We start from the raw sequence: 19,262 nt of genomic DNA on the forward strand, positions 1-19,262 counted from the left end.
CTTTGCTTGCAGACGTTCGATTCTTCGTCGTTGAGCGCAGTTCCGCGCAACATCCCCGGAACGGCCGGGGTTGCGCCCCGCCGTTCGGCGACTTTCACAAAACGGACTTAACCCCCTAAGCTTGGGTAATCGGGCTTTCCTCTCCTAGGAGGCAGGAATGACCATCCCGGGCAGTCCAACCGACACGGACACCGAACTACTGGCGGCGGTCCGTGAAGGGGACACCGCGGCGTACGGGACGCTCTACGAACGGCACCACGCCGCGGCCCGGCACCTGGCGTACGGGCTCACCCGCGACCCGGCCGACGCCGACGACCTCGTCGCCGAGACGTTCGCCAAGGTCTTCGCCGCCCTGCGGGCCGGCCGGGGGCCGCTGGTCGCCTTCCGCGCCTACCTCGCCACTACCATGCGGCACGTCTGCTACCACCGGGCCCGCCGAGACCGGCGGCTGGAGTTCACCGACGACCTCACCCGCTACGACGAGGGCCAGCCGTACACCGACCCGGCGCTGGACCGGCTGGAGCGGGCGTACGCCGCCGCGGCGTTCCGGCAGCTGCCGGAGCGCTGGCGCGACGTGCTGTGGCAGACCGCGGTCGAGGGCAACACCCCCTCCGAGGTGGCCGGGATGCTCGGCATGACCCCCAACGCCGTGGCCGTGCTCGCCCACCGCGCCCGCGAGGGCCTGCGCAGCAACTATCTCCAGCAGCACGTGGCGGTGGCCAAGCACCCGGAGTGCCGATGGGCCGGTGAACGCCTCGGCGTCCACCTGCGCGGGCGTCTCGCCCCGCGCGACAGCAACCGCATGCGCCTGCATCTGGGCTGGTGCGCCGGCTGCCGGGAGCGGGTGGCCGAGATCGCCGAGATCAGCGACATGCACCCTCCGTACCAGCAGCGCGGGTTAAGACTCGCCAACGAAAACAGCGGGGCGTGACCGCCCCCGGTACTCTCGGACCGTGCCCGACATCTCGCCGACGCAGCCCTCCGGCCTGCGCGTAAGGATGCGGGGACTCGTCCGCGAGCTCGGCAAGTTCGGCACGGTGGGGAGCATCTCCTTCGCGATCGACCTCGCCATCTTCAACGTGTTGCTCCAGGCCGGCGTAGAAACGCTGTTCGCCAAGACCATCTCGACCGTGCTGGCGACCACCGTCGCGTTCACCGGCAACCGGTTCTGGACCTGGCGGCACGCGGCCCACGCCAACATGGCCCGGCAATACACGATGTTCTTCGTGCTCAACGCCATCGGCCTGGGCATCGGGCTGGCCTGCTTGGCCATCAGCCACTACGGCCTGGGCAGCATCTGGCCGGTCTTCCAGACCACGCTCGCGGACAACATCTCGGGACAACTGTTCGGCACCGCTGTCGGCACGCTGTTCCGTTTCTGGTCGTACCGCCGGTTCGTCTTCCCCTCGGCAGCGACACCTGATGCGACCCCGCCGGGCCCGCCACCCCCTCACGACAGCCGGGCGGCTGTGACGCCGCCTGCATCCCCCGTTCGTGACACGGCGTAACAGCCCACTCTCCCGTAAGGTTGCCCAATGCCTTCAGTCAGTTCGCTGACGTCACACCTGCGCCGTCTCGCCCCCGAAGCCATCGCGTTCGGTGTCATCGGCGCCGGTAACACCCTGCTCTACCTGGCCATCACCTGGGCCCTGCTGCCGATCGGCGCGGTCAAGGCCAGCGTCGTCGGCACGATCATCACCACCACGCTGGCGTATTTCGCCAACCGCTACTGGACGTACCGTCACCACACGCGCACCGCGCTCCGCCGTGAGTACACGCTGTTCTTCGGCTTCAACCTGGTCGGCATGGTCATCCAGTCCGGGACGATCGCCATCGGCAAGTACGGCTTCGGGCTGACCGAGGAGCACAACAAGTACGAGTTCATGGCCGTCACCCTGCTCGGCATCGTGATCGCCACGGTCTTCCGCTTCTGGGCGTACCGAACCTTCGTCTTCCTCAAGCCCCCGGTCGACGGTCACGAGGGCGAGCTGGCCGACCTCGACGCGGCGGCCGGCCTGGCCGAGCTGAGCACCGAGGACGAGCCGAAGGCTAGTTCTTCGCCTGTCTCCTGAACAGGCCGCGCCGCTGCTGCACCGGCAGCTCCGGTTCCGGCTCGGCCTCGTCCTCCTCGTCCTCCGGATGCCGCACGCGGTCCTGCTCGATCAGTTCGTAGAGCAGCGTCTGCACGCTCTGGGCCCGCGGGACAGCGGCCAGCAGGACGGCCTGCTCCCCGATCGAGTCGACCTTCAACGTCCCCGACCCGAAGACCCGGTCGAGCACCGACTGGGTGACCACGTGGTCGTTGATCCGGTTGAGCGGCAGGTCGCGCCGCTCCCGGGCGATCACACCGTCCTGGAGAAGGATCCGCTCGTCGGTCAGCACGTAGTGGGTGCACCGCCACTTCACCAGCGGCGTCACCCCATAACGGACACCCTGGTAAAGCATGATCAGCGCGACCACGGCGAAGCCGATGCGGCCGCCCTCGTTGGTCGGCAGCATCACCCAGGCCACGGTGCTCACGACCACCGCGAGCAGCACGATCAGGCCGGGCCGGATCGCCGACTTCCAATGCGGACGCAGGTGGAGGACGAGCTCCTCCTCCTCGGCCAGAACTTCCTCCGGGAACGCCACGCGGTCAGCGTACGTGGAGCACGTCACCCGCCGAGACGCGAACATCGGCGCCATCCGCCGTACGGACGACCAGACGGCCGTCGGCGTCGACCGAGGTGGCCTCGCCCTCGAGAGGACCACCGGCCGGAAGCAGCACGCGAACCTGCCGGCCGATAGTGGCGCAGCGGCGCCGGTACGCCGCGAGCAGCCCGGACATCTCGGCGTCGCCGTCGGCGCCACGCCACCCTTCGTACCAGGAGGCGATGCCGCGCAGTGTCGCCCGCAACAGAGGGTCACGGTCGGTGACGGGAGCACCGGCCACGCGTAGTGAGGTGGCGGGCAGCCCGTTCGTCTCCGGCAGCTCCTCGGCGCGGGTGCTCACATTGAGGCCGATGCCGACCACGACGGCGTCGCCGGAGGCCTCGGCCAGAATGCCGGCACACTTGCCGCCGCCCACGAGCAGATCGTTCGGCCACTTCAGCGCGGCCTCGACCTCGGACACCCGGGTCACGGCCTCGCACAGGGCGACCCCGGCCAGCAGGGGCAACCACCCGAGGGCGCCGGGCGGCACGGCGGGCCAGCCTTTTTCCTCATTCCGTACGCCCGGACGCAGCAACACGCTCAAGGTCAGCCCGGCCCGGGGCGGCGAGGTCCACTGCCGATCACGGCGCCCGCGACCGGCGGTCTGGCTCTCGGCCACCACCACGAGCCCTTCGGCTTCACCGCCTTGAGCGGCGGCGATGGCGTCGGCGTTGGTGGAGGCTGTCTCGGCCCGCAGATCAAGCCGCCGCCAGAAGCCGCCGGGTGTCACGAGCGCCCGCTCCAGCGCCCGCGGCGACAGCGGAGGACGGTCGAGATCGGTAAACGGCGAAGACATCAGCCGAGCCTAGTCCGCGCTGCTCACTGGGGTGGGTCGGCGGCGTGGCGGCTCACGTAGACGCGGCTCGGGTGGGATGGCGGCGGGGGCGCCTCGGCCGGGCGGGGCCGAGGGCGCGGGCGGGGGCGGCGCTCGGCGGGTGGGGCCTCGTTCTCCGGGCGCCACTCGCGGGCCGGTGGGTGCTCGCGGGCGGCCCGGCGCTTGTCGTTGCGGGACTGCCAGCTGCGGGGCAGGCGGATCCGGCCGGGGCGCTCGCCGTCGTCGCCGGGCGGCCAGGTGGGCACCACCTCGGTCGGCTCGTGGACCGGGGTGAGGTCGAAACCGGTAGCCGGCTCATAATCGGGGACCGGGGGAAGGCGCTCGACGGCGACCGGCCAGCCGTAACCCTTGGCCGAGGGCTCGTGGTCGGCGTCGAGCTCGACCGGGATGGGCGTCCAGTATTCACCGGAGGGCAGCTCGTCGCGGGTCTGCCGATATTCGGGCCGGACCCAGCCCTCGACCCGGTGTCCGAGACGACCTGCCGACATCGGCGTGGGCGCCGGCTCCTCCACGGCTGCCGCCGGCTCGGCCTCCGAGCTCAGCTCCCGATCGAGATCCCGCCGGCGCGGCTCCTCATCCAGCGCGAACTCCCGGTCCGGCTCCCCGTCCAGCTCGAACCCGGGGCCTGACTCCCCGTCCAGCTCGAACCCGGGGCCTGACTCCCCGTCCAGCTCGAACCCGGGGCCCGGCTCCCGGTCCAGCCCGAAGTTCTCCGGCTCCCCCTCGCGGTCTGGTCCCGGCTCGCGATCCCGCCTCGGCTCGCGCTTCCGCCTCGGGTCGCGCTGGAGTCCGAGGGTGCGCTTCCGGCCCGGGTCGGGTTGCCACTCCGGGTCGCTCTCGGGATCGAGGGCACGCTCCGACGCCAACTCGCCGTCCAAGTCCAAGGGCGCCTCGGGGACGGCGAACGCGTCCTCCTGCGCTTGGGCGCGCTCATCGGCGTACGGCGGCAAGCTCTGACGGCGACGCCGGCGCCTGGGGTGAGTCTCCGGGGTCTCCGGGTCCTCGTCGGCGGCCAAGCCGATCATCGCCAAGCCGCCGCGCTCCTCGTCCTCCGGTGCTGCCGGGCGGCCGCGACGGCGGCTTCCCCGGCCCCGGTGGCCCTGAGCCTCGGCCTCCAGGACCGCGGTGCGCGTGGCCTCGCGGACCGCCCTCCGGCCCGCCCGCCGGCCGCCGACACGGAACAGCACGCTGCGGAAACAGATCAGAGTGGCGATGCCGCCGGCGATGAGGGCGATCCCGGCCGCGGTCATCCAGTTCGTCACGTGAGGGGTAACGAATGGGGCATTGAGTGCGAAACGCACCCGTAGCGGCGCGCGAACCGATCTCGCACTACGATCAAGTCCGCTGTTTCCACCCTTCGCGGAGAGCGTGAGGCACCACTGTGACGACGCAGCCGGACACGGCCCAGGCCGACATCCACACCACTGCCGGAAAGATCGGCGACCTCACCCGCCGTACGGACGAGGCCGTGCACGCCGGAAGTGAGCGTGCCGTCGAGAAGCAGCACGCCCGGGGCAAGAAGACGGCCCGCGAGCGGATCGCCATGCTGCTCGACGAGGGCTCCTTCGTCGAGCTCGACGCGCTCGCCCGGCACCGCTCGACCAACTTCGGGCTGGAGAAGAACCGCCCGTACGGCGATGGGGTGGTCACCGGCTACGGCACCGTCGACGGCCGGCAGGTCTGCGTCTTCTCGCAGGACTTCACCGTCTTCGGCGGATCGCTGGGCGAGGTCTTCGGCGAGAAGATCGTCAAGGTGCTCGACCTGGCCATGAGGACCGGCTGCCCGATCATCGGGATCAACGACTCCGGCGGCGCCCGCATCCAGGAGGGCGTGGTCGCGCTCGGCCTCTACGCCGACATCTTCTTCCGCAACGTGCGGGCCAGCGGCGTCATCCCGCAGATCTCCCTGATCATGGGCCCGTGCGCGGGCGGCGCGGTCTACTCCCCCGCCATCACCGACTTCACCGTGATGGTCGACCAGACCTCACACATGTTCATCACCGGCCCCGACGTGATCAAGACGGTGACCGGCGAAGAGGTCGCGATGGAGGAGTTGGGTGGCGCCCGCACCCACAACACCCGCAGCGGCAACGCCCACTACCTGGCCTCCGACGAGGACGACGCGATCGACTACGTGCGGGCGCTGCTGTCCTACCTGCCGTCGAACAACCTCGACGAGCCGGCCGTGTTCGAGATGCCGGCCGACCTGTCGCCGTCCGACGACGACCTGGCCCTGGACACCTTGATCCCGGATTCGGCCAATCAGCCGTACGACATCAAGAAGGTCGTCGAGACCGTCGTCGACGATTTCCTCGAAGTGCAGCCGCTCTACGCGCAGAACATCGTGGTCGGCTTCGGCCGCGTCGAGGGCCGCCCGGTCGGCGTGGTCGCGAACCAGCCCACCCACTTCGCGGGAACGCTCGACATCGCGGCCTCGGAGAAGGCGGCCCGTTTCGTCCGGACGTGCGACGCCTTCAACATTCCGGTGCTCACCCTGGTCGACGTGCCGGGCTTCCTGCCGGGCACGACGCAGGAGTGGGACGGCATCATCCGGCGAGGGGCAAAGCTGATTTACGCGTACGCCGAGGCCACCGTCCCGAAGATCACGGTGATCACCCGCAAGGCCTACGGCGGCGCGTACGACGTGATGGGCTCCAAGCACCTCGGCGCCGACATGAACTTCGCGTGGCCGACCGCGCAGATCGCGGTGATGGGCGCCCAGGGCGCGGTGAACATCCTCTACCGGAACGAGCCTGTGGAAAATCGAGCGGCGCGCGTTCAGGAGTACGAGGACACCCTGGCCAACCCGTACATCGCGGCCGAGCGAGGCTACGTCGACGCGGTCATTCAGCCGTCGGAGACGCGGGCGCAGATCATTCAGGCGCTGCGCATGCTGCGCACGAAGCGGGAGACGTTGCCGCCGAAGAAGCACGGCAACATTCCGCTATGAGCCGGACGGGAGCCACTGGCCGGCGAGCATGAACGCGCCCACGACCAGGGCGGCCACGTTGACCACCAGGAAGACGCCGACCCAGAAGATGGCGGGCACGTGCGTGACGTGGGCCAGCTGGTCGGCGTCCGACTCGGGCATGCGGCCCCGGCGGCGCAGACTCTGGAGCTCGAAGACGGGACGTACGCCTCCGAAGAGCAGGAACCAGACGCCGGCGTAGGCGAACGCGGCCTGCACCTGGGGCGTGGCGTACCAGGAGACGACGAAGACGATCGCGCCCGTCACCACCAGGGAGACCACGCCGAACAGGTTCCTGATGTTGATCAGCATGAGCAGCAGCAGGAGCACGGCCAGCCACAGCAGCAGCGTGATCCGGTTGCCGCCGAGCAGCCACGCGCCGAGCACGCCGACCAGCGACGGCGCGATGTAGCCGCCGAGCAGCGTGAGCATCATGCCCGGGCCGGTCGGGCGGCCCGACGAGAGCGTCAGGCCCGACGTGTCGAACTCCAGCCGGATGCCGCGCAGGCGACGGCCGGTCAGCAGCGCGAACAACGCGTGACCGCCCTCGTGCGCGATCGTCACGGCATTACGGGCGATCCGCCACACCGGACGGAACGACACGGCCAGCAGGCCGGCCAGCGCGGTGAGCAGCACCAGCAGACCGGGCGGGTCCGGTTGGGCGCCGAGCAGCTTGTCCCAGAAGTCAGTCACGCCTTCGATCGACACAGCGCCGAACTGTAGCCGATCACGCTATGCGCGACGTCGCAGTACCGCCTTGGCGGGGGCTTCGGAAGGCTTGGTGAGCGTGCGGGCGGCGTAGATGCCGCCGGCGAAGACCGCCAGCAGGGCGATGATGGCGAACATGGCGAGCGGGCCGATGGTCACGGTCAGCACAACGAGATCCGCGAACCCGATCAGCACCCAGAGTCCTAGGGTGGGCTTACTGCCGTACCGTCGGCAGTTCATGTCGCACCTCCTCGGTGATACGACGTGAACTACCCATTCATCCGGGGAATCACGCCTTCGACTTGAACCCCGCGTAGATGGCCTTGAGGTCGGCCTGCGACGCGTCCCAGTCCTCGGGGCTGACATACCAGTTCAGCGAGTACGCCTGGTGGTCGTTGACGACGATGTTGCGCTTGACCACACGCTGCCGGTTGTTGGTGCTGGTCGTGTAGTAGTACTCCCAGTCGGCGGCGTTCTTGAAGTAGCCGGTCACCCGGTCGATGCGGACCTTGTCGTACTTGTAGATGGTGTTGGCGCGGTCCTTCTCCTGCTCGACCCAGTCCTCGTAGGCGTCGGGCTCGGGGCTGGTCGTCTGCGACACGATCAGCAGCCGGTTGTTCCACTTGAACTCGGTGCCGTTGCTGGTGACCTTGCGCGAGGCGTTCGCCGGCCGCGGGATCTTGAAGCCGGTCGGGTCGGTGAACAGCGTCCAGCCGGCGGGCAGCGCGTTCGCGGCCGGCGTGGTCGGCGCCTTGGTGGTGGGCTTGGCGGCGCCGCTCGCGGGCGCCGACCCCGGCGGGGCGGCGCCGGCGGAGGTGGTGGGGGTGACCGCGTTCGCGTCGGTGTTCCCGTCGTTGTCGTCGCCGAAGGCCTGAACGACAAGCACGACGACGAGTACGACAATGAGCAGCACCACGCCGAAGCCGATGGCAGCCTGGCGATAGGTGAGGCGGGTGCCGAAGACGGTGACGCCAGGACTGCTCGAGTACGACGGCGTGACCGGCATGGGCGTCCAAGCCGGACGGTTCGACCGGTTGACACCGGGCACGGCCGGAATGTCGGAGCTCTTCCGCCGGGGCGGAATCATCCCGGCGACCGCCGTCTTGTCAGAACCACCCAGATCGGCGACCAGTTTGGTGGCGTTCTGATCGTCGGACGGGACCTGCCGCCGGGCCTTCTGCTCGGCGAGCGAAGCTTGCGCAGCCTCCGCCTTTTCAGCCGACGGTGTTGCCGCTTCGCCAGTCGCCACGGCCTCCGGCGCCGAACCGCGAGGAGCGGGGTTTCCGGGCTTGGAGCTCTCAGACGCGGGGCTCGCGGGCGTCGAGCTTGCCGACGTCGAGCTTCCGGGCGCGGGGCTCGCAGGCGTCGGGCTGGCGGACGCGGGGGTGTCCGCTGCGGGCGCGCCTGAGGTGGGCGCCGCTGAGGACGGTGCTTCCGAAGTGGGGCCACCGGCCTCGGGGCTGGAGGTGGCCGCGCCGGCGGCCTCGGTGCTTCCGACCGCGGCGTCGGCGTCTGCCTGGGGTGCCGCGGCCTCGGTTTTGCCCGGCGGCGCGGACGTCTCACCGGCCGGCTTCACCTCAGCTGCCGACTTTTCCTCGTCTGTCGTCTTCTCTTCGGCCGCTGGCTCCGCTTGGGCCGCTGGCTTCTCTTCGGCCGTCTTCCGCTCGGACGACACCGCCTCGGACGCCGTCGGGTCCTCGTCGGCCGACGGGGCTTCAGCGGCTGCCGCAACGACCTCCGTCGAGGGCGTGGACGCCCGGCCGGCGTCAGCGTTCGGCTTGCCGTCGGCGCCCGATCCGGAACCCGCCTCGGATGCGCTCGCGGCCTCGGGCGTGTTGCCAGTGTTATCAGGCGTGCTCAGCCCGGACTCGGACGTGCTCGTGGTCGCAGCCCCGGACGCGGTCGCAACCTCGGACGAGCCCACAGTCCCGGACGTGGTCCCAGCCCCGGACGAGCCCACAGTCCCGGACGTGGTCCCAGCCTCGGACGAGCTCGCAGTACCGGACTTGGTCGCAGCCCCGGACGGGCTCGCCTCGGATGTGCTCGTGGCCTCGGACGTGCTGAGCGCAGCCGCGGCCGAGGGTGCGCCCGGGGCGGCCTCGGACGTGCTCGTTGCAGCGGCTGCCGCAGCGGCGCTCGGGGCGGCCTTGGGCGTACTCGACGCGGCCTTGGACTTGCTCTCTGTGACCCCGGATGCGCTCGGCGATGCCTCGGACCCACTCGACGCGCCGCCCGATTTAACGGACTTATCGTCATCGGTCGGGGGTACTGCCGGGGCCTTCGTCTGCGGCTCGGGCTTCTCGGTCACCGCTTTTCCGGCGTACGCGGAAATTGGGGGTGTCCTCTTCGCGGGGGCCTTGACCGGCTTCTTGGGTGGAGGGACCACCGTTGTCGCGTCGATCGAGGGCTTCGGCGCGGGAACCACGGTCGTGGCGTCGATCGGCGTCTTCGGTGGCGGAACCACCGTGGTGGCGTCGGCCGGCTTGCCCACGCGCGGCATCACCGTGGTCGCGTCGGCCGGCATCGGCTTGGGGACCACTGTGGTGGCGTCGTTGGCCGGAGCGGCGGGCTTGCCCCGGCGGGCGGCGGCGACGTCGGCCGCGGTGAAACCGGCGTGCCCGGCGCGGGTCGTGCGCGGCGGGGCGCCGTTGGTGGGATCGGGGCGCGCGGTGTCGGGGCGCGCGGTGTCGGGGCGCGCGGTGTCGGGGGCCGGTCCACGACGCGTACTGATGAAAGCGGTCTTGTCGTCCCGGACCGGAGGGCCGTCGACGCGGGTGGCGTCGATGCGCGGCTTGTCGGTCTTGGGAGGGTCGGTGCGCGGCGGTTGCTTGGCGGCGGGGCGATCGACACGTGTCGGGGTCTCGGCGGCCGGGCGGCCCACAGTGGCCTTGCCCGGGGTAAAGATCGGCGGCCGGCCGTCGCCGGCCGCCGGACGGCCACTCACCACTGGAGGCTGCGGGGGCGGGTTGGTCGGGCGGACCGGTGGGCGAGGGCCGGGCACGACGGGCGTGGCGCCGGTGTTCGGCATGCCGGTGCGGTCGCGGCCGACACCGGGGCGGCGCATGGTCGGGCTCATCGGGAAGGTCAGCTTGCCGCGGCGACCGGCGGCGCGCAGCAGCAGGCGTTCCGCTTCCTCGGCGTTGATGCGGTGCGCCGGGTCCTTGCGCAGCAGGCCGTTGAGCACGGGCTTCAGCGGGCCGGCGTTGCGGGCCGGAGGCGGGTTTTCGGTGGCGAGCGCGGCCAGCGTCGCGATCGCCGACGGGCGGGCGAACGGCGAGGCGCCCTCGACGGCGGCGTAGAGCGTGGCGCCGAGCGACCAGAGATCGGCGGCGGGGCCGGCCGAGCCGTCGCGGGCACGCTCGGGAGCGATGTACGCCGGTGAGCCGAGCACCAGTCCGGTACGGGTGACGTTGGGGTCGCCCGGAACGGTGGCCAGGCCGAAGTCGGTGAGCACGACCCGGCCGTCGGCGCCGATCAGGACGTTGCCCGGCTTGACGTCGCGGTGCACGACGCCGGCCCGGTGGGCGGCGCGCAGCGCGTTGAGCACGCCCAGGCCCATCTCGGCGGCCCGGACCGAGTTGAAGGGCCCCTCGGCGGCCAGCGTGTCCTGCAGGGAGCGCGAGGGGACGTACTCCATGACGATCCACGGATCGGCGTCGGTGCGCAGCACGTCGAAGACGCGGACCACGTTGATGTTGTTGAGCCGGGCGATCGCGCGCGCCTCGCGCAGCGACCGCTCACGCATCTCCTGCCGCTCGCCGGGCGTCAGACCGGGCGGCGGGACGAGCTCTTTGATGGCCACGTCCCGGTGCAGGACGACGTCTGTCGCCCGCCAGACGCGGCCCATGCCGCCCTGACCGAGCGGCGCGACGAGCCGGTAACGGTCTGCGACGATGAGCGGGGGCGAGGAAGACATCACGGAGAAAATACCCGGTGCTGTCGAGCGACAGCGAATCGATCAGCCGAGTGTGGGATACGTGTCACCGGATCTCCCTGTTCACGTCGTACGCTCGGTCGATGGATACGGAACCGCTGGTCAGCGTCGTGCGCGGCGAACCGACCGATCTTGAGCTGGCCGCGCTGGTCACCGTACTGGCCGCGGCATCCAGTGCGGTGGATGGGGAGCAGCCGAAGATCACCTCTTCGGCCTGGGCCCGGTCCGCACGACCATCGATGCGCCCGGCCTCGTGGCGCGCCTCGGCGCAACCCCGCTAGATCATCACCCGTCACTGTCCACAGGCTCCCCCGAGGCTGGCGACAACCGACTACGCTCACCCACGCTGGTCCGGTTTTGTTCCGATCTTCGGGGGAGGATGGCGATGATTCCTGAGGAGGATCTGGGCCCCGCGTGGCTGCGCGACTACGGCACGACGGACTTCGGCCAGATCGAGGCCGACATCCAGGCGATGGAACAGTTCGCCGCCAAGCTGGCCGCCAACGTCAAGGACAGCTACGCCCCCCATCTCGAGAGCGTCTCGGCCTCGATGGGCACCCCGTTGTCACCACTCAACTTCACGTTCGCCGAGCTGGCCTCGTTCCTGACGGCCCACCGGGAGGCGCAGGACGTAACCCATCAGAACGTGTACAACTACGCGAACGGCACCCAGGGCTTCGCCTCGGCCGCGGCTGACATCAGCAAGAAGTACGCCGGCTCGGACGGCTTCTCCCACGCCAAGGTCACCGACGTGGCAAAGGCCTTCGACAAGTACGGCATACCGGAGACCACAACAGTCGAGGGAGACCTCTGATGCTGGTGGCGGACGGCGGAGGCGGAGGCGGCACCAACTGGTACGCGATGACCGTCGACGACATGCAGAAGCTGATCCAACAGCCCGACACGGCGGCCCACTACGAGCTGCTGACAGGCTGGAAGCAGTCAGCCGACCTCATCACGGAACATCGCTGGCAGGTCCAGAACTACCGAGACAACTTGGCGGCGGTCTGGCCCCCCGAGAAGAACGAGGCAGCGTTCGCCTACCTGACCCGCCTGGACGAGCTGATCCAAAACTTGGACGACACGTACGAGGCAGCCATCGCCAACCACGACGCTTTCGCCTCAGCCACGTTGTCGATCAGCCTGGCCCAGAAAGACATCCAGGCAATCTACGACGAGTACACGAACAACTCGCAGCTGATGACCACGTTCAACGCGCAGCAGCTGCAGGCCCAAAAAGCCGACCCAGGCGTGACCTCCACGGAAAAGCCCCCGGTAGCAGACGGCCGACAGGAGGAGTTGCGCCAGAAGGCAGCCGCCCTCTTGAGCACCGTAAGCAGCGACTTGGCGCTAGCCCAGGTCAGCATCAGAACACCCAAGCTATATCAGCCTTCGAATAAAATCGATGAAACTACTTCCGTCAATGACGGAAACGCGTACACGGCTCCGCCAATCCCTCCGCTAACGCCGGTGTTCGGGAGTGACGGAGAATCCTCTAGATCCTCGCGACCCTCGATCACATTTCCGACAACTGCCCCATCGCCAATCGGGCCACCTCCACCCGGACTTACGTCACCAGGATTAACGCCGCCTGCAGCCACTTCTCCGAGCCTCGGTCAACAGCCCGGACTTATTCTTGGCGGAACAAGCCCTCAGGCTTCCCCTCCCTCGATCACCAGTCCGTCTCCTTCGCTCCTTCCGAACAACCCACCTGGACCAGGCACCCCGCCCGGCCTCCTCGCTCCGGTAGCTGGCACACCCTTCACTCCGGGGGGAACGTCGGTCATTCCGCCCACGGGCACCGGCCCCGCCCGTGGTACCAATTTGCCGCGCGAAGGCCTTGCCCGCCCGAATTCCAACGGAACGGGCGGTCTCCACGCGATGCCACCTGGCGGGCTGATCGGCAGTTCCCCCGCCATTGGCATGGGTCAGCCGGGTGGACTGCGGTCAGGGCCCACGCGAGTGAATCCAATCGGTGGGATAATTGGCGGCCCAAATGGGACTGCCGGAGCCAACGGATTAGGCAATCGAGGCATTCCATCCGCCGGGCAGTCGGGAACTATCGGCGGTCCATATAGCCAGACCGGTGGGCGCGTTACGGCTCGACGTAGCGACTCTGAGGAAACCCGCTGGGATCCCGACAACCCTTGGGCTACAGCACAAGGCGTCGACCCTATAGTGATGCCTCCACGTGAACGGAAAATCGACCCGGGGCCAGCGATAGGACTCGAGTAGGCCATGCGATCAAAGTACGGCGCGATCGGAATCATCGCTGCCGCAACATTCTTGATGCTTCCGGCGAACCCCGCAGAGGCGGACAGCTTCCGCAGCGACCAGTGGTATCTGAAAAGCCTAAACATCTCCAAGGCGCATACAATCTCCAAAGGATTGGGGATTTCCGTTGCTGTCATTGATACTGGCGTCTATCCACACGCCGATCTCCGGCGCAACCTCAAAGCCGGCGTCAATCTCGCATCGAGAGAGGGCGATGGACGCACGGATCAAGACGGCCACGGGACCGGCATGGCCGGCATCATTGCCGCCCACGGCAGAGGTGACGACGGAATTCTGGGCATAGCCCCGTCCTCAAAAATCCTGCCGGTGAAGATTACAAACCGAGGCAACAGCATGCCTGCAGCGACCATGACAAAGGGCGTCAAGTGGGCGATGCAAAATGGAGCCAAGGTCATCAATGTATCCGCCGAAACGGGACCGGCATTCGACCTAGCCGACGCCGTGAGCGCCGCACTGGCTGACGATATAGTCGTCGTTGCCGGCGCGGGGAACAAGAGCAAGCAAGCCATCATGGCCTATCCAGCGGCAATCGCCGGCGTCTTAACTGTAGGAGCAGTCGATCGCAACGGAAAGCACGCGCCTTTTTCAATCACCGGCCCTAGGGTTCAAATATGCGCGCCAGGCGATGGCATCACCACCACACAAACGCAGGGAAAGTACGTCGATACGAGTGGAACTTCAGCAGCAACTGCCGTCGTATCGGGAGCAACTGCACTCGTTCGAGCCAAATTTCCTCAGCTCTCGGCTGAAGAAGTTGTTCATCGAATTACTGCCACGGCCGATGATATTGGGGCGCCCGGGCGGGACAACGAGTGCGGCTTTGGGCGGCTCAATCTGGTGAAGGCTCTTACCGCTGACGTGCCGCCCCTTGAAGGTGAGGCCTCGGCGTCGCCCACGACCTCGGCTCCGGCCACCGTTACGACTGGGCCTGGGCCTGCGACTAGTGCCGTGGAGGCCGCTCAACCACAGGCTGACGAAGCTGGGAGTGGGAGCGGGCTTGTCTACGGCGGGATTGCCGCTGTCGTGGCTCTTGGGGGTGCTCTGCTCTTCGTTCTTCTTCGGCGGCGACGCGGTGACGGTGGGGCTGGCGGCGTCTAGGTCTCTAGGGGAAACGCCGTGAGGTGTGCTGCTTTCGTGGGTGTTTGACTTGTAGCCTCGGGGCGTGCAGAAGGAACAGGACATCGCGTATCGGCTGATTTTGGCGTCGGCCAGTCCGGCTCGGCGGCAACTTCTTGCGGCGGCCGGCATTGAAGCCGATGTGATGGTCAGTGGGGTGGACGAGTCTGTCGTGGAGGCCGAGGATGCCTCCTCGCTCTGCTTGGCCCTTGCCCGTATGAAGGCTCGGACCATCGCCGCCCAACTCAACGCCGACCCCGGTGTTGTCGTGCTCGGGTGTGACTCTGTTCTGGCCTTCGAAGGTGAGATCTTCGGGAAGCCGGCCAACGCCGACGAAGCCACCAAACGGTGGCTTCGCATGCGCGGGCGGTCCGGTGTTCTGCACACCGGGCACCATCTGACCAGCCTTGTCACCGGCAAGCAGGCCGAGGCCGTCGGCACCACCACCGTGCATTTCGCTGACATCAGTGATGCCGAGATCGAGGCCTACGTCGCCAGCGGGGAACCTCTCCATGTCGCCGGGTCCTTCACCCTCGACGGGCGCGGCGGAGCCTTCGTCGACCGGATCGAAGGGGATCCGGGTAACGTCATCGGGCTTTCGCTTCCGCTGCTCCGCACGCTCCTCGCCGACATGGGTGTTCCGATCATCGCCTTGTGGAACAAGGGCGACTAGCGGACGCTCCGGGCGAACTCCCTGGCCGCCCACGCCACCGCCGCCACCGCCAGCACGGCCATGATGAGCAGGCCCTGCCACACGTCCGGCGCGCCCAGATCGCCCCGGAACAGGGCCCTCGTGCCGTTCACCGCCCACGAGAACGGGTTCCAGTCGGCTATGCCCTGGAGCCAACCCGGCGCGTACGTCAACGGCAGCAGGATGCCGCTCAGCAGCAGCACCGGCTGGGCCACCGTGTTCATCAGCGGCGCCAGCGCGTCCTCGCTCTTCACCACCAGGGCCACCCCGTAGCTCAGGGCCGAGGTCATCAACGAGATCAAGGCCAGCATCAGGTACGCCAACAGCAGGTTGCCCAGGAACACCCGCAGGTCGAAGACCAGCGCGAGCAGCGTGATGATCACGGCTTGGGCGATCAGCGACACCACGTCGCGCAGCGAGCGGCCCAGCAGCAGGGCCAGGCGGCTCACCGGTGTCACCCGGGACCTCTCGATCACGCCCGCGCGCAGTTCGGCGATCAGGCCGAAGCCCTGGAACAGGCCCCCGAAGATCGCCAGCAGGACCAGCAGGCCGGGGACGAAGATTTCGTACGCCTCCGCGTTCGACCCCACCTGCAGGGCCGGCTTCAGCAGGGGCGCGAACAGCAGCAGGTACATGACCGGCTGGAAGACGCCCACGAAGATCCAGACCGGGTTGCGCAGGAGGAGCTGCATCTGCCGGTTGAAGATCAGCGATGTGTCGCGCAGCAGTTTCATGTCAGCTCTCCCGCAGCGATCGGCCGGTCTTGGTCAGGAACACGTCGTCGAGGCTGGGGCGATGCAGTTCGATAGTGCCCAGCGGAACCGACGCGGCGTCGAGGGCGCGCAGGATCTGCGGGATCGCCACGGCGCCGTCCTCCACGTAGAGGCGCACGTTGTCCTCGTACGTCTCCAGCTTGTACGAGGTCAGCGCCTGCGCCGCGGCCGCCACCGCGTCCACCGGCAGGCCGACCCGGACCACGTCGCCGGAGATCTCCCTTTTCAGGCCGGCCGGCGTGCCCGAGGCGACGATCTCGCCGTTGTCCATGATGGAGATCCGGTCGCAGAGCGCGTCGGCCTCGTCGAGGTAGTGGGTCGTGATGAAGACGGTCATGCCCTCCGCGCGCAGCCGTCGGATCTCGTCCCACATGTGGGCCCGGCTCTGCGGGTCCAGCCCTGTCGTCGGCTCGTCCAGGAAGACGACCTTGGGCTCGTGGATGATGCCGAGCGCGATGTCGACGCGCCGGCGCTGGCCGCCCGAGTACGTCTTGCACTTCCTGTCGGCGTACCCGGTCAATTGAAAGCCCTCGAGCACCCGCTCGGCCCGGCGCAGAGCATCGGCTTTGCCGATGCCGTAGAGCCGGGCCTGCAACACGAGCTCTTCGCGGGCGGTCGAGTCGTCCCAGGTGCTGCCGCCCTGCGCGACGTAGCCGATGCGGCGGCGGACCTCGCCGGGGTCGGCGAGCAGGTCGGCGCCGGCGATCGTGGCCGTGCCGCCGTCGGGCTCGATGAGTGTGGCCAGCATCCGCAGGGTGGTGGTCTTGCCGGCCCCGTTCGGGCCGAGGAAGCCGAAGATCTCGCCCTCGGCCACCTCCAGGTCGACGCCGCGGACGGCCTCGACGGTCTTCTTGTCGCGCCCCTGGCGCGAGATGAACGACTTGCGCAACCCGCGAGTCTCTATCATGCGGGCAGCGTACGACGATCAAGTTTTACTAGTCAAATTTGATTAAAGAGGCCGTTCGCTCGCACCAGGCGATCTCGGCCTCCCACATGACGACGCTGCGCTCCCACATCCAGCCCACGTGGATCGGCTTCTTGTCGGCCCAGTCGGCCGCCATGGCCGCTTCGAGCTGCTGGACCGCCGAGCGGAGCTGGGTCGCCCGGTTGCGCAGCGCGGCGGCCGCCTCCTCCGGCGGCAGCGCCGGCAGGAACGAGAAGGCCGCCATGAAGGGGTCGGTCATCTGCGCGAGGTTCCACCACTCCTTGCGCAGAAGTGCCTGGAATTCGGCTTCGCCTTTTTCGGTCATTTCGTACGTCGTACGGGCCGGCCGCGCGCCCACCTGCTCCGTCACCACCTCGCGGAGCAAGCCTTCCTCGGTCATCTTGCGCAGGGCGTGGTAGATCGACCCGGGCTGAACGTTGGCCCACTTGTCGGCACTCCAGCTCAGGAGCTCGCGGCGGACGTCGTAACCGTGCACCGGCTGCATCCACTGGACCAGGCCGAGAATCATCATGCGCGTAGCGGACACCTCATCAGCATAAAAGTGCCGCTAGGCTCAGCCCGTGCGCAAGGTATTGATCGCCAACCGGGGCGAGATCGCCGTCCGGGTCATCCGGGCCTGTCAGGACGCCGGGCTGACCAGCGTCGCCGTCTACGCCGACAGTGATCGGGACGGATTACCGGCCCGGCTCGCCGACGAGGCGTACGCGCTGGGTGGAGAGACTGCCGCCGATACTTATCTGCGGGTCGACAAGCTGATCGAGATCGCCGAGCGGGCCGGTGCCGACGCCGTACACCCGGGCTATGGGTTTCTCAGCGAGAACGCCGAGTTCGCCCAGGCGGTGATCGACGCCGGCCTCACCTGGATCGGCCCCACCCCGCAGGCGATCCGCGATCTGGGCGACAAGGTCACGGCCCGGCACATCGCGCAGCGGGCGGGCGCCCCGCTCGTGCCCGGCACGCCCGAGCCGGTGGCCGGCGCCGACGAGATCATCGCGTTCGCCGAGGAGCACGGTCTGCCGGTGGCGATCAAGGCCGCGTTCGGCGGTGGCGGTCGCGGGCTCAAGGTGGCGCGGACGATCGAGGAGATCCCGTCGCTGTTCGAGAGCGCGACCCGCGAGGCGGTGGCCGCCTTCGGGCGCGGCGAGTGCTTCGTCGAGCGCTACCTCGACCGCCCCCGCCACGTGGAGGCGCAGGTCCTGGCCGACACCCACGGCAACGTGATCGTGGTGGGCACCCGCGACTGCTCGCTCCAGCGCCGCCACCAGAAACTGGTCGAGGAGGCGCCGGCGCCGTTCCTGAGCGACGAGCAGCGCGCCTCGATCCACTCCAGCGCCAAGGCGATCTGCCGCGAGGCCGGCTATCACGGCGCGGGCACCGTCGAATATCTCGTGGGGCAGGACGGGACGATCTCCTTCCTCGAGGTCAACACCCGCCTCCAGGTGGAGCACCCGGTCAGCGAGGAGACCGCCGGCGTCGACCTCGTCCGCGAGCAGTTCCGCATCGCTGATGGCGCCACTTTGGACATTTCCGAAGATCCGGTCCCGCGCGGGCACGCCATCGAGTTCCGGATCAACGGTGAGGACCCGGGTCGCAACTTCCTCCCGGCGCCGGGCAAGGTCGTGGAGTTGGCGTGGCCGCTCGGCCCCGGTGTCCGCGTCGACGCCGGCGTCGAGAAGGGCAGCGTCGTCGGCGGCAACTTCGACTCGCTCCTCGCGAAGATCATCGTGACCGGAGCGACCCGCGAGGAGGCGCTGGAGCGCTCACGCCGGGTGCTCGACGAGACAGTGGTCGAGGGCATCGCCACCGTGCTGCCGTTCCACCGGGCCGTCGTGCGCGACCCGGCCTTCACGAGCGAGCCGTTCACCGTGCACACCCGGTGGATCGAGACCGAGTGGGCCGGCGGCGTCGAGCCGTTCACCACCCCGGCCACCGGCGACGAGCCACAGGAGCGCGAGACCGTCGTGGTCGAGGTCGGCGGCAAGCGGATCGAGGTCCGTCTGCCCGCCCAGCTCCTGACCAGCCGTCCGGCTCAGCAGAAAGCGGCGCCCACCAAGAAGCGCGGCAGCGGAGCGACCACCCAGGCCGGCGGCGCCGCCCTGACCGCGCCCATGCAGGGCACCATCGTCAAGGTCGCGGTGGCCGACGGCGACACGGTCTCCGAAGGTGACGTCATCGTCGTGGTCGAGGCCATGAAGATGGAGCAGCCCCTGCAGGCCCACAAGGCGGGCACGGTGTCAGGCCTGTCCCTCGCCGTCGGCGAGACGGTCACCGCGGGCGCGGTCGTCTGCACCATCGACTGACCGGC

At 68.8% G+C, this 19,262-nt stretch carries 18 protein-coding genes; 9 read left to right on the forward strand and 9 right to left on the reverse strand.

Translation table 11 applies throughout. From position 1 onward, the window contains the following. Positions 1-157 precede the first annotated feature (157 nt). Genes ACQP2X_RS45610 through ACQP2X_RS45620 form a run of 3 tightly spaced genes read left to right on the forward strand, consistent with a single transcriptional unit; the run spans position 158 to position 2,072 of the window. Positions 158-931, forward strand: a complete 774-nt coding sequence (locus tag ACQP2X_RS45610; RefSeq protein ID WP_498692413.1) for a sigma-70 family RNA polymerase sigma factor — start codon at positions 158-160, stop codon at positions 929-931. A gap of 22 nt (positions 932-953) precedes the next feature. Then, the gene (locus tag ACQP2X_RS45615; protein ID WP_498692414.1) at positions 954-1,508 is read left to right on the forward strand and encodes a GtrA family protein; all 555 of its coding nucleotides are present in this window, start codon (positions 954-956) and stop codon (positions 1,506-1,508) included. Positions 1,509-1,535: 27 nt separating this feature from the next. Then, positions 1,536-2,072 (forward strand): GtrA family protein, encoded by a 537-nt coding sequence (locus ACQP2X_RS45620; RefSeq protein ID WP_498692415.1) that lies wholly within the window; start codon positions 1,536-1,538, stop codon positions 2,070-2,072. Here ACQP2X_RS45620 and ACQP2X_RS45625 read toward each other — a convergent pair. The 3 genes from ACQP2X_RS45625 to ACQP2X_RS45635 are packed head-to-tail and all read right to left on the reverse strand — an operon-like array spanning position 2,050 to position 4,788. After that, positions 2,050-2,631: a PH domain-containing protein gene (locus ACQP2X_RS45625; protein WP_498692416.1), complete on the reverse strand. Its 582-nt coding sequence runs from the start codon at positions 2,629-2,631 to the stop codon at positions 2,050-2,052. The two genes, ACQP2X_RS45620 and ACQP2X_RS45625, sit on opposite strands and share 23 nt — an antisense overlap. 4 nt (positions 2,632-2,635) lie before the next feature. After that, positions 2,636-3,490 (reverse strand): biotin--[acetyl-CoA-carboxylase] ligase, encoded by an 855-nt coding sequence (locus tag ACQP2X_RS45630; RefSeq protein WP_498701265.1) that lies wholly within the window; start codon positions 3,488-3,490, stop codon positions 2,636-2,638. A 20-nt stretch (positions 3,491-3,510) separates the two neighbouring features. After that, positions 3,511-4,788 (reverse strand): hypothetical protein, encoded by a 1,278-nt coding sequence (locus tag ACQP2X_RS45635; RefSeq protein ID WP_498692417.1) that lies wholly within the window; start codon positions 4,786-4,788, stop codon positions 3,511-3,513. Positions 4,789-4,907: 119 nt separating this feature from the next. Here ACQP2X_RS45635 and ACQP2X_RS45640 point away from each other — a divergent pair, with 119 nt between their 5' ends. After that, positions 4,908-6,476 (forward strand): acyl-CoA carboxylase subunit beta, encoded by a 1,569-nt coding sequence (locus ACQP2X_RS45640; RefSeq protein WP_498692418.1) that lies wholly within the window; start codon positions 4,908-4,910, stop codon positions 6,474-6,476. Here the strand turns inward: ACQP2X_RS45640 and ACQP2X_RS45645 are convergent. From ACQP2X_RS45645 to ACQP2X_RS45655, 3 genes are all read right to left on the reverse strand, one after another. Further along, positions 6,471-7,202, reverse strand: a complete 732-nt coding sequence (locus ACQP2X_RS45645) for a M50 family metallopeptidase (RefSeq protein ID WP_498692419.1) — start codon at positions 7,200-7,202, stop codon at positions 6,471-6,473. The genes ACQP2X_RS45640 and ACQP2X_RS45645 overlap by 6 nt on opposite strands. Before the next feature lie 24 nt (positions 7,203-7,226). Next, complete coding sequence (locus ACQP2X_RS45650) at positions 7,227-7,397, reverse strand: hypothetical protein (RefSeq protein ID WP_498692420.1); 171 nt, start codon at positions 7,395-7,397, stop codon at positions 7,227-7,229. A gap of 94 nt (positions 7,398-7,491) precedes the next feature. After that, positions 7,492-11,118, reverse strand: a complete 3,627-nt coding sequence (locus tag ACQP2X_RS45655; protein WP_498692421.1) for a serine/threonine-protein kinase — start codon at positions 11,116-11,118, stop codon at positions 7,492-7,494. A gap of 101 nt (positions 11,119-11,219) precedes the next feature. Here ACQP2X_RS45655 and ACQP2X_RS45660 point away from each other — a divergent pair, with 101 nt between their 5' ends. The 4 genes from ACQP2X_RS45660 to ACQP2X_RS45675 all read left to right on the forward strand — a co-directional run bounded on the left by ACQP2X_RS45660 (position 11,220) and on the right by ACQP2X_RS45675 (position 15,220). Next, a complete protein-coding gene (locus ACQP2X_RS45660; RefSeq protein ID WP_498692422.1) occupies positions 11,220-11,417 on the forward strand; it encodes an acyl-CoA carboxylase epsilon subunit in 198 nt (65 codons plus the stop codon). A gap of 104 nt (positions 11,418-11,521) precedes the next feature. Further along, complete coding sequence (locus tag ACQP2X_RS45665) at positions 11,522-11,950, forward strand: hypothetical protein (protein WP_498692423.1); 429 nt, start codon at positions 11,522-11,524, stop codon at positions 11,948-11,950. Positions 11,951-13,374: 1,424 nt separating this feature from the next. Then, entirely contained in the window at positions 13,375-14,529 is a 1,155-nt protein-coding gene (gene mycP / locus ACQP2X_RS45670) for a type VII secretion-associated serine protease mycosin (RefSeq protein ID WP_498692424.1), read from the forward strand. Between the two features lie 64 nt (positions 14,530-14,593). Continuing rightward, the gene (locus ACQP2X_RS45675; RefSeq protein WP_498692425.1) at positions 14,594-15,220 is read left to right on the forward strand and encodes a Maf family protein; all 627 of its coding nucleotides are present in this window, start codon (positions 14,594-14,596) and stop codon (positions 15,218-15,220) included. On the opposite strand, the gene ACQP2X_RS45680 is transcribed toward ACQP2X_RS45675, so the two are convergent. Genes ACQP2X_RS45680 through ACQP2X_RS45690 form a run of 3 tightly spaced genes read right to left on the reverse strand, consistent with a single transcriptional unit; the run spans position 15,217 to position 17,483 of the window. Further along, the gene (locus ACQP2X_RS45680; protein ID WP_203768556.1) at positions 15,217-15,972 is read right to left on the reverse strand and encodes an ABC transporter permease; all 756 of its coding nucleotides are present in this window, start codon (positions 15,970-15,972) and stop codon (positions 15,217-15,219) included. The two genes, ACQP2X_RS45675 and ACQP2X_RS45680, sit on opposite strands and share 4 nt — an antisense overlap. 1 nt (position 15,973) lies before the next feature. Continuing rightward, on the reverse strand, positions 15,974-16,918 hold the full coding sequence (locus tag ACQP2X_RS45685; protein ID WP_498692426.1) for an ATP-binding cassette domain-containing protein: 945 nt from the start codon (positions 16,916-16,918) through the stop codon (positions 15,974-15,976). Between the two features lie 28 nt (positions 16,919-16,946). After that, a complete protein-coding gene (locus ACQP2X_RS45690; protein ID WP_498692427.1) occupies positions 16,947-17,483 on the reverse strand; it encodes a PadR family transcriptional regulator in 537 nt (178 codons plus the stop codon). Positions 17,484-17,517: 34 nt separating this feature from the next. Here ACQP2X_RS45690 and ACQP2X_RS45695 point away from each other — a divergent pair, with 34 nt between their 5' ends. After that, entirely contained in the window at positions 17,518-19,257 is a 1,740-nt protein-coding gene (locus ACQP2X_RS45695; RefSeq protein ID WP_498692428.1) for an acetyl/propionyl/methylcrotonyl-CoA carboxylase subunit alpha, read from the forward strand. The last annotated feature ends 5 nt before the right edge of the window (positions 19,258-19,262 follow it).

The sequence above is a fragment of the Actinoplanes sp. CA-131856 genome (genome assembly GCF_050956135.1).
GTDB lineage: Bacteria > Actinomycetota > Actinomycetes > Mycobacteriales > Micromonosporaceae > Actinoplanes.

Excerpts from the sequence above, each read along its gene's own strand:
- ACQP2X_RS45610 (WP_498692413.1), top strand. The coding sequence starts at position 158 with ATGACCATCCCGGGCAGTCCAACCGACACGGACACCGAACTACTGGCG.
- ACQP2X_RS45620 (WP_498692415.1), top strand. The coding sequence starts at position 1,536 with ATGCCTTCAGTCAGTTCGCTGACGTCACACCTGCGCCGTCTCGCCCCC.
- ACQP2X_RS45655 (WP_498692421.1), bottom strand. The coding sequence starts at position 11,118 with ATGTCTTCCTCGCCCCCGCTCATCGTCGCAGACCGTTACCGGCTCGTC.
- ACQP2X_RS45660 (WP_498692422.1), top strand. The coding sequence starts at position 11,220 with ATGGATACGGAACCGCTGGTCAGCGTCGTGCGCGGCGAACCGACCGAT.
- ACQP2X_RS45665 (WP_498692423.1), top strand. The coding sequence starts at position 11,522 with ATGATTCCTGAGGAGGATCTGGGCCCCGCGTGGCTGCGCGACTACGGC.
- mycP (WP_498692424.1), top strand. The coding sequence starts at position 13,375 with ATGCGATCAAAGTACGGCGCGATCGGAATCATCGCTGCCGCAACATTC.
- ACQP2X_RS45680 (WP_203768556.1), bottom strand. The coding sequence starts at position 15,972 with ATGAAACTGCTGCGCGACACATCGCTGATCTTCAACCGGCAGATGCAG.
- ACQP2X_RS45685 (WP_498692426.1), bottom strand. The coding sequence starts at position 16,918 with ATGATAGAGACTCGCGGGTTGCGCAAGTCGTTCATCTCGCGCCAGGGG.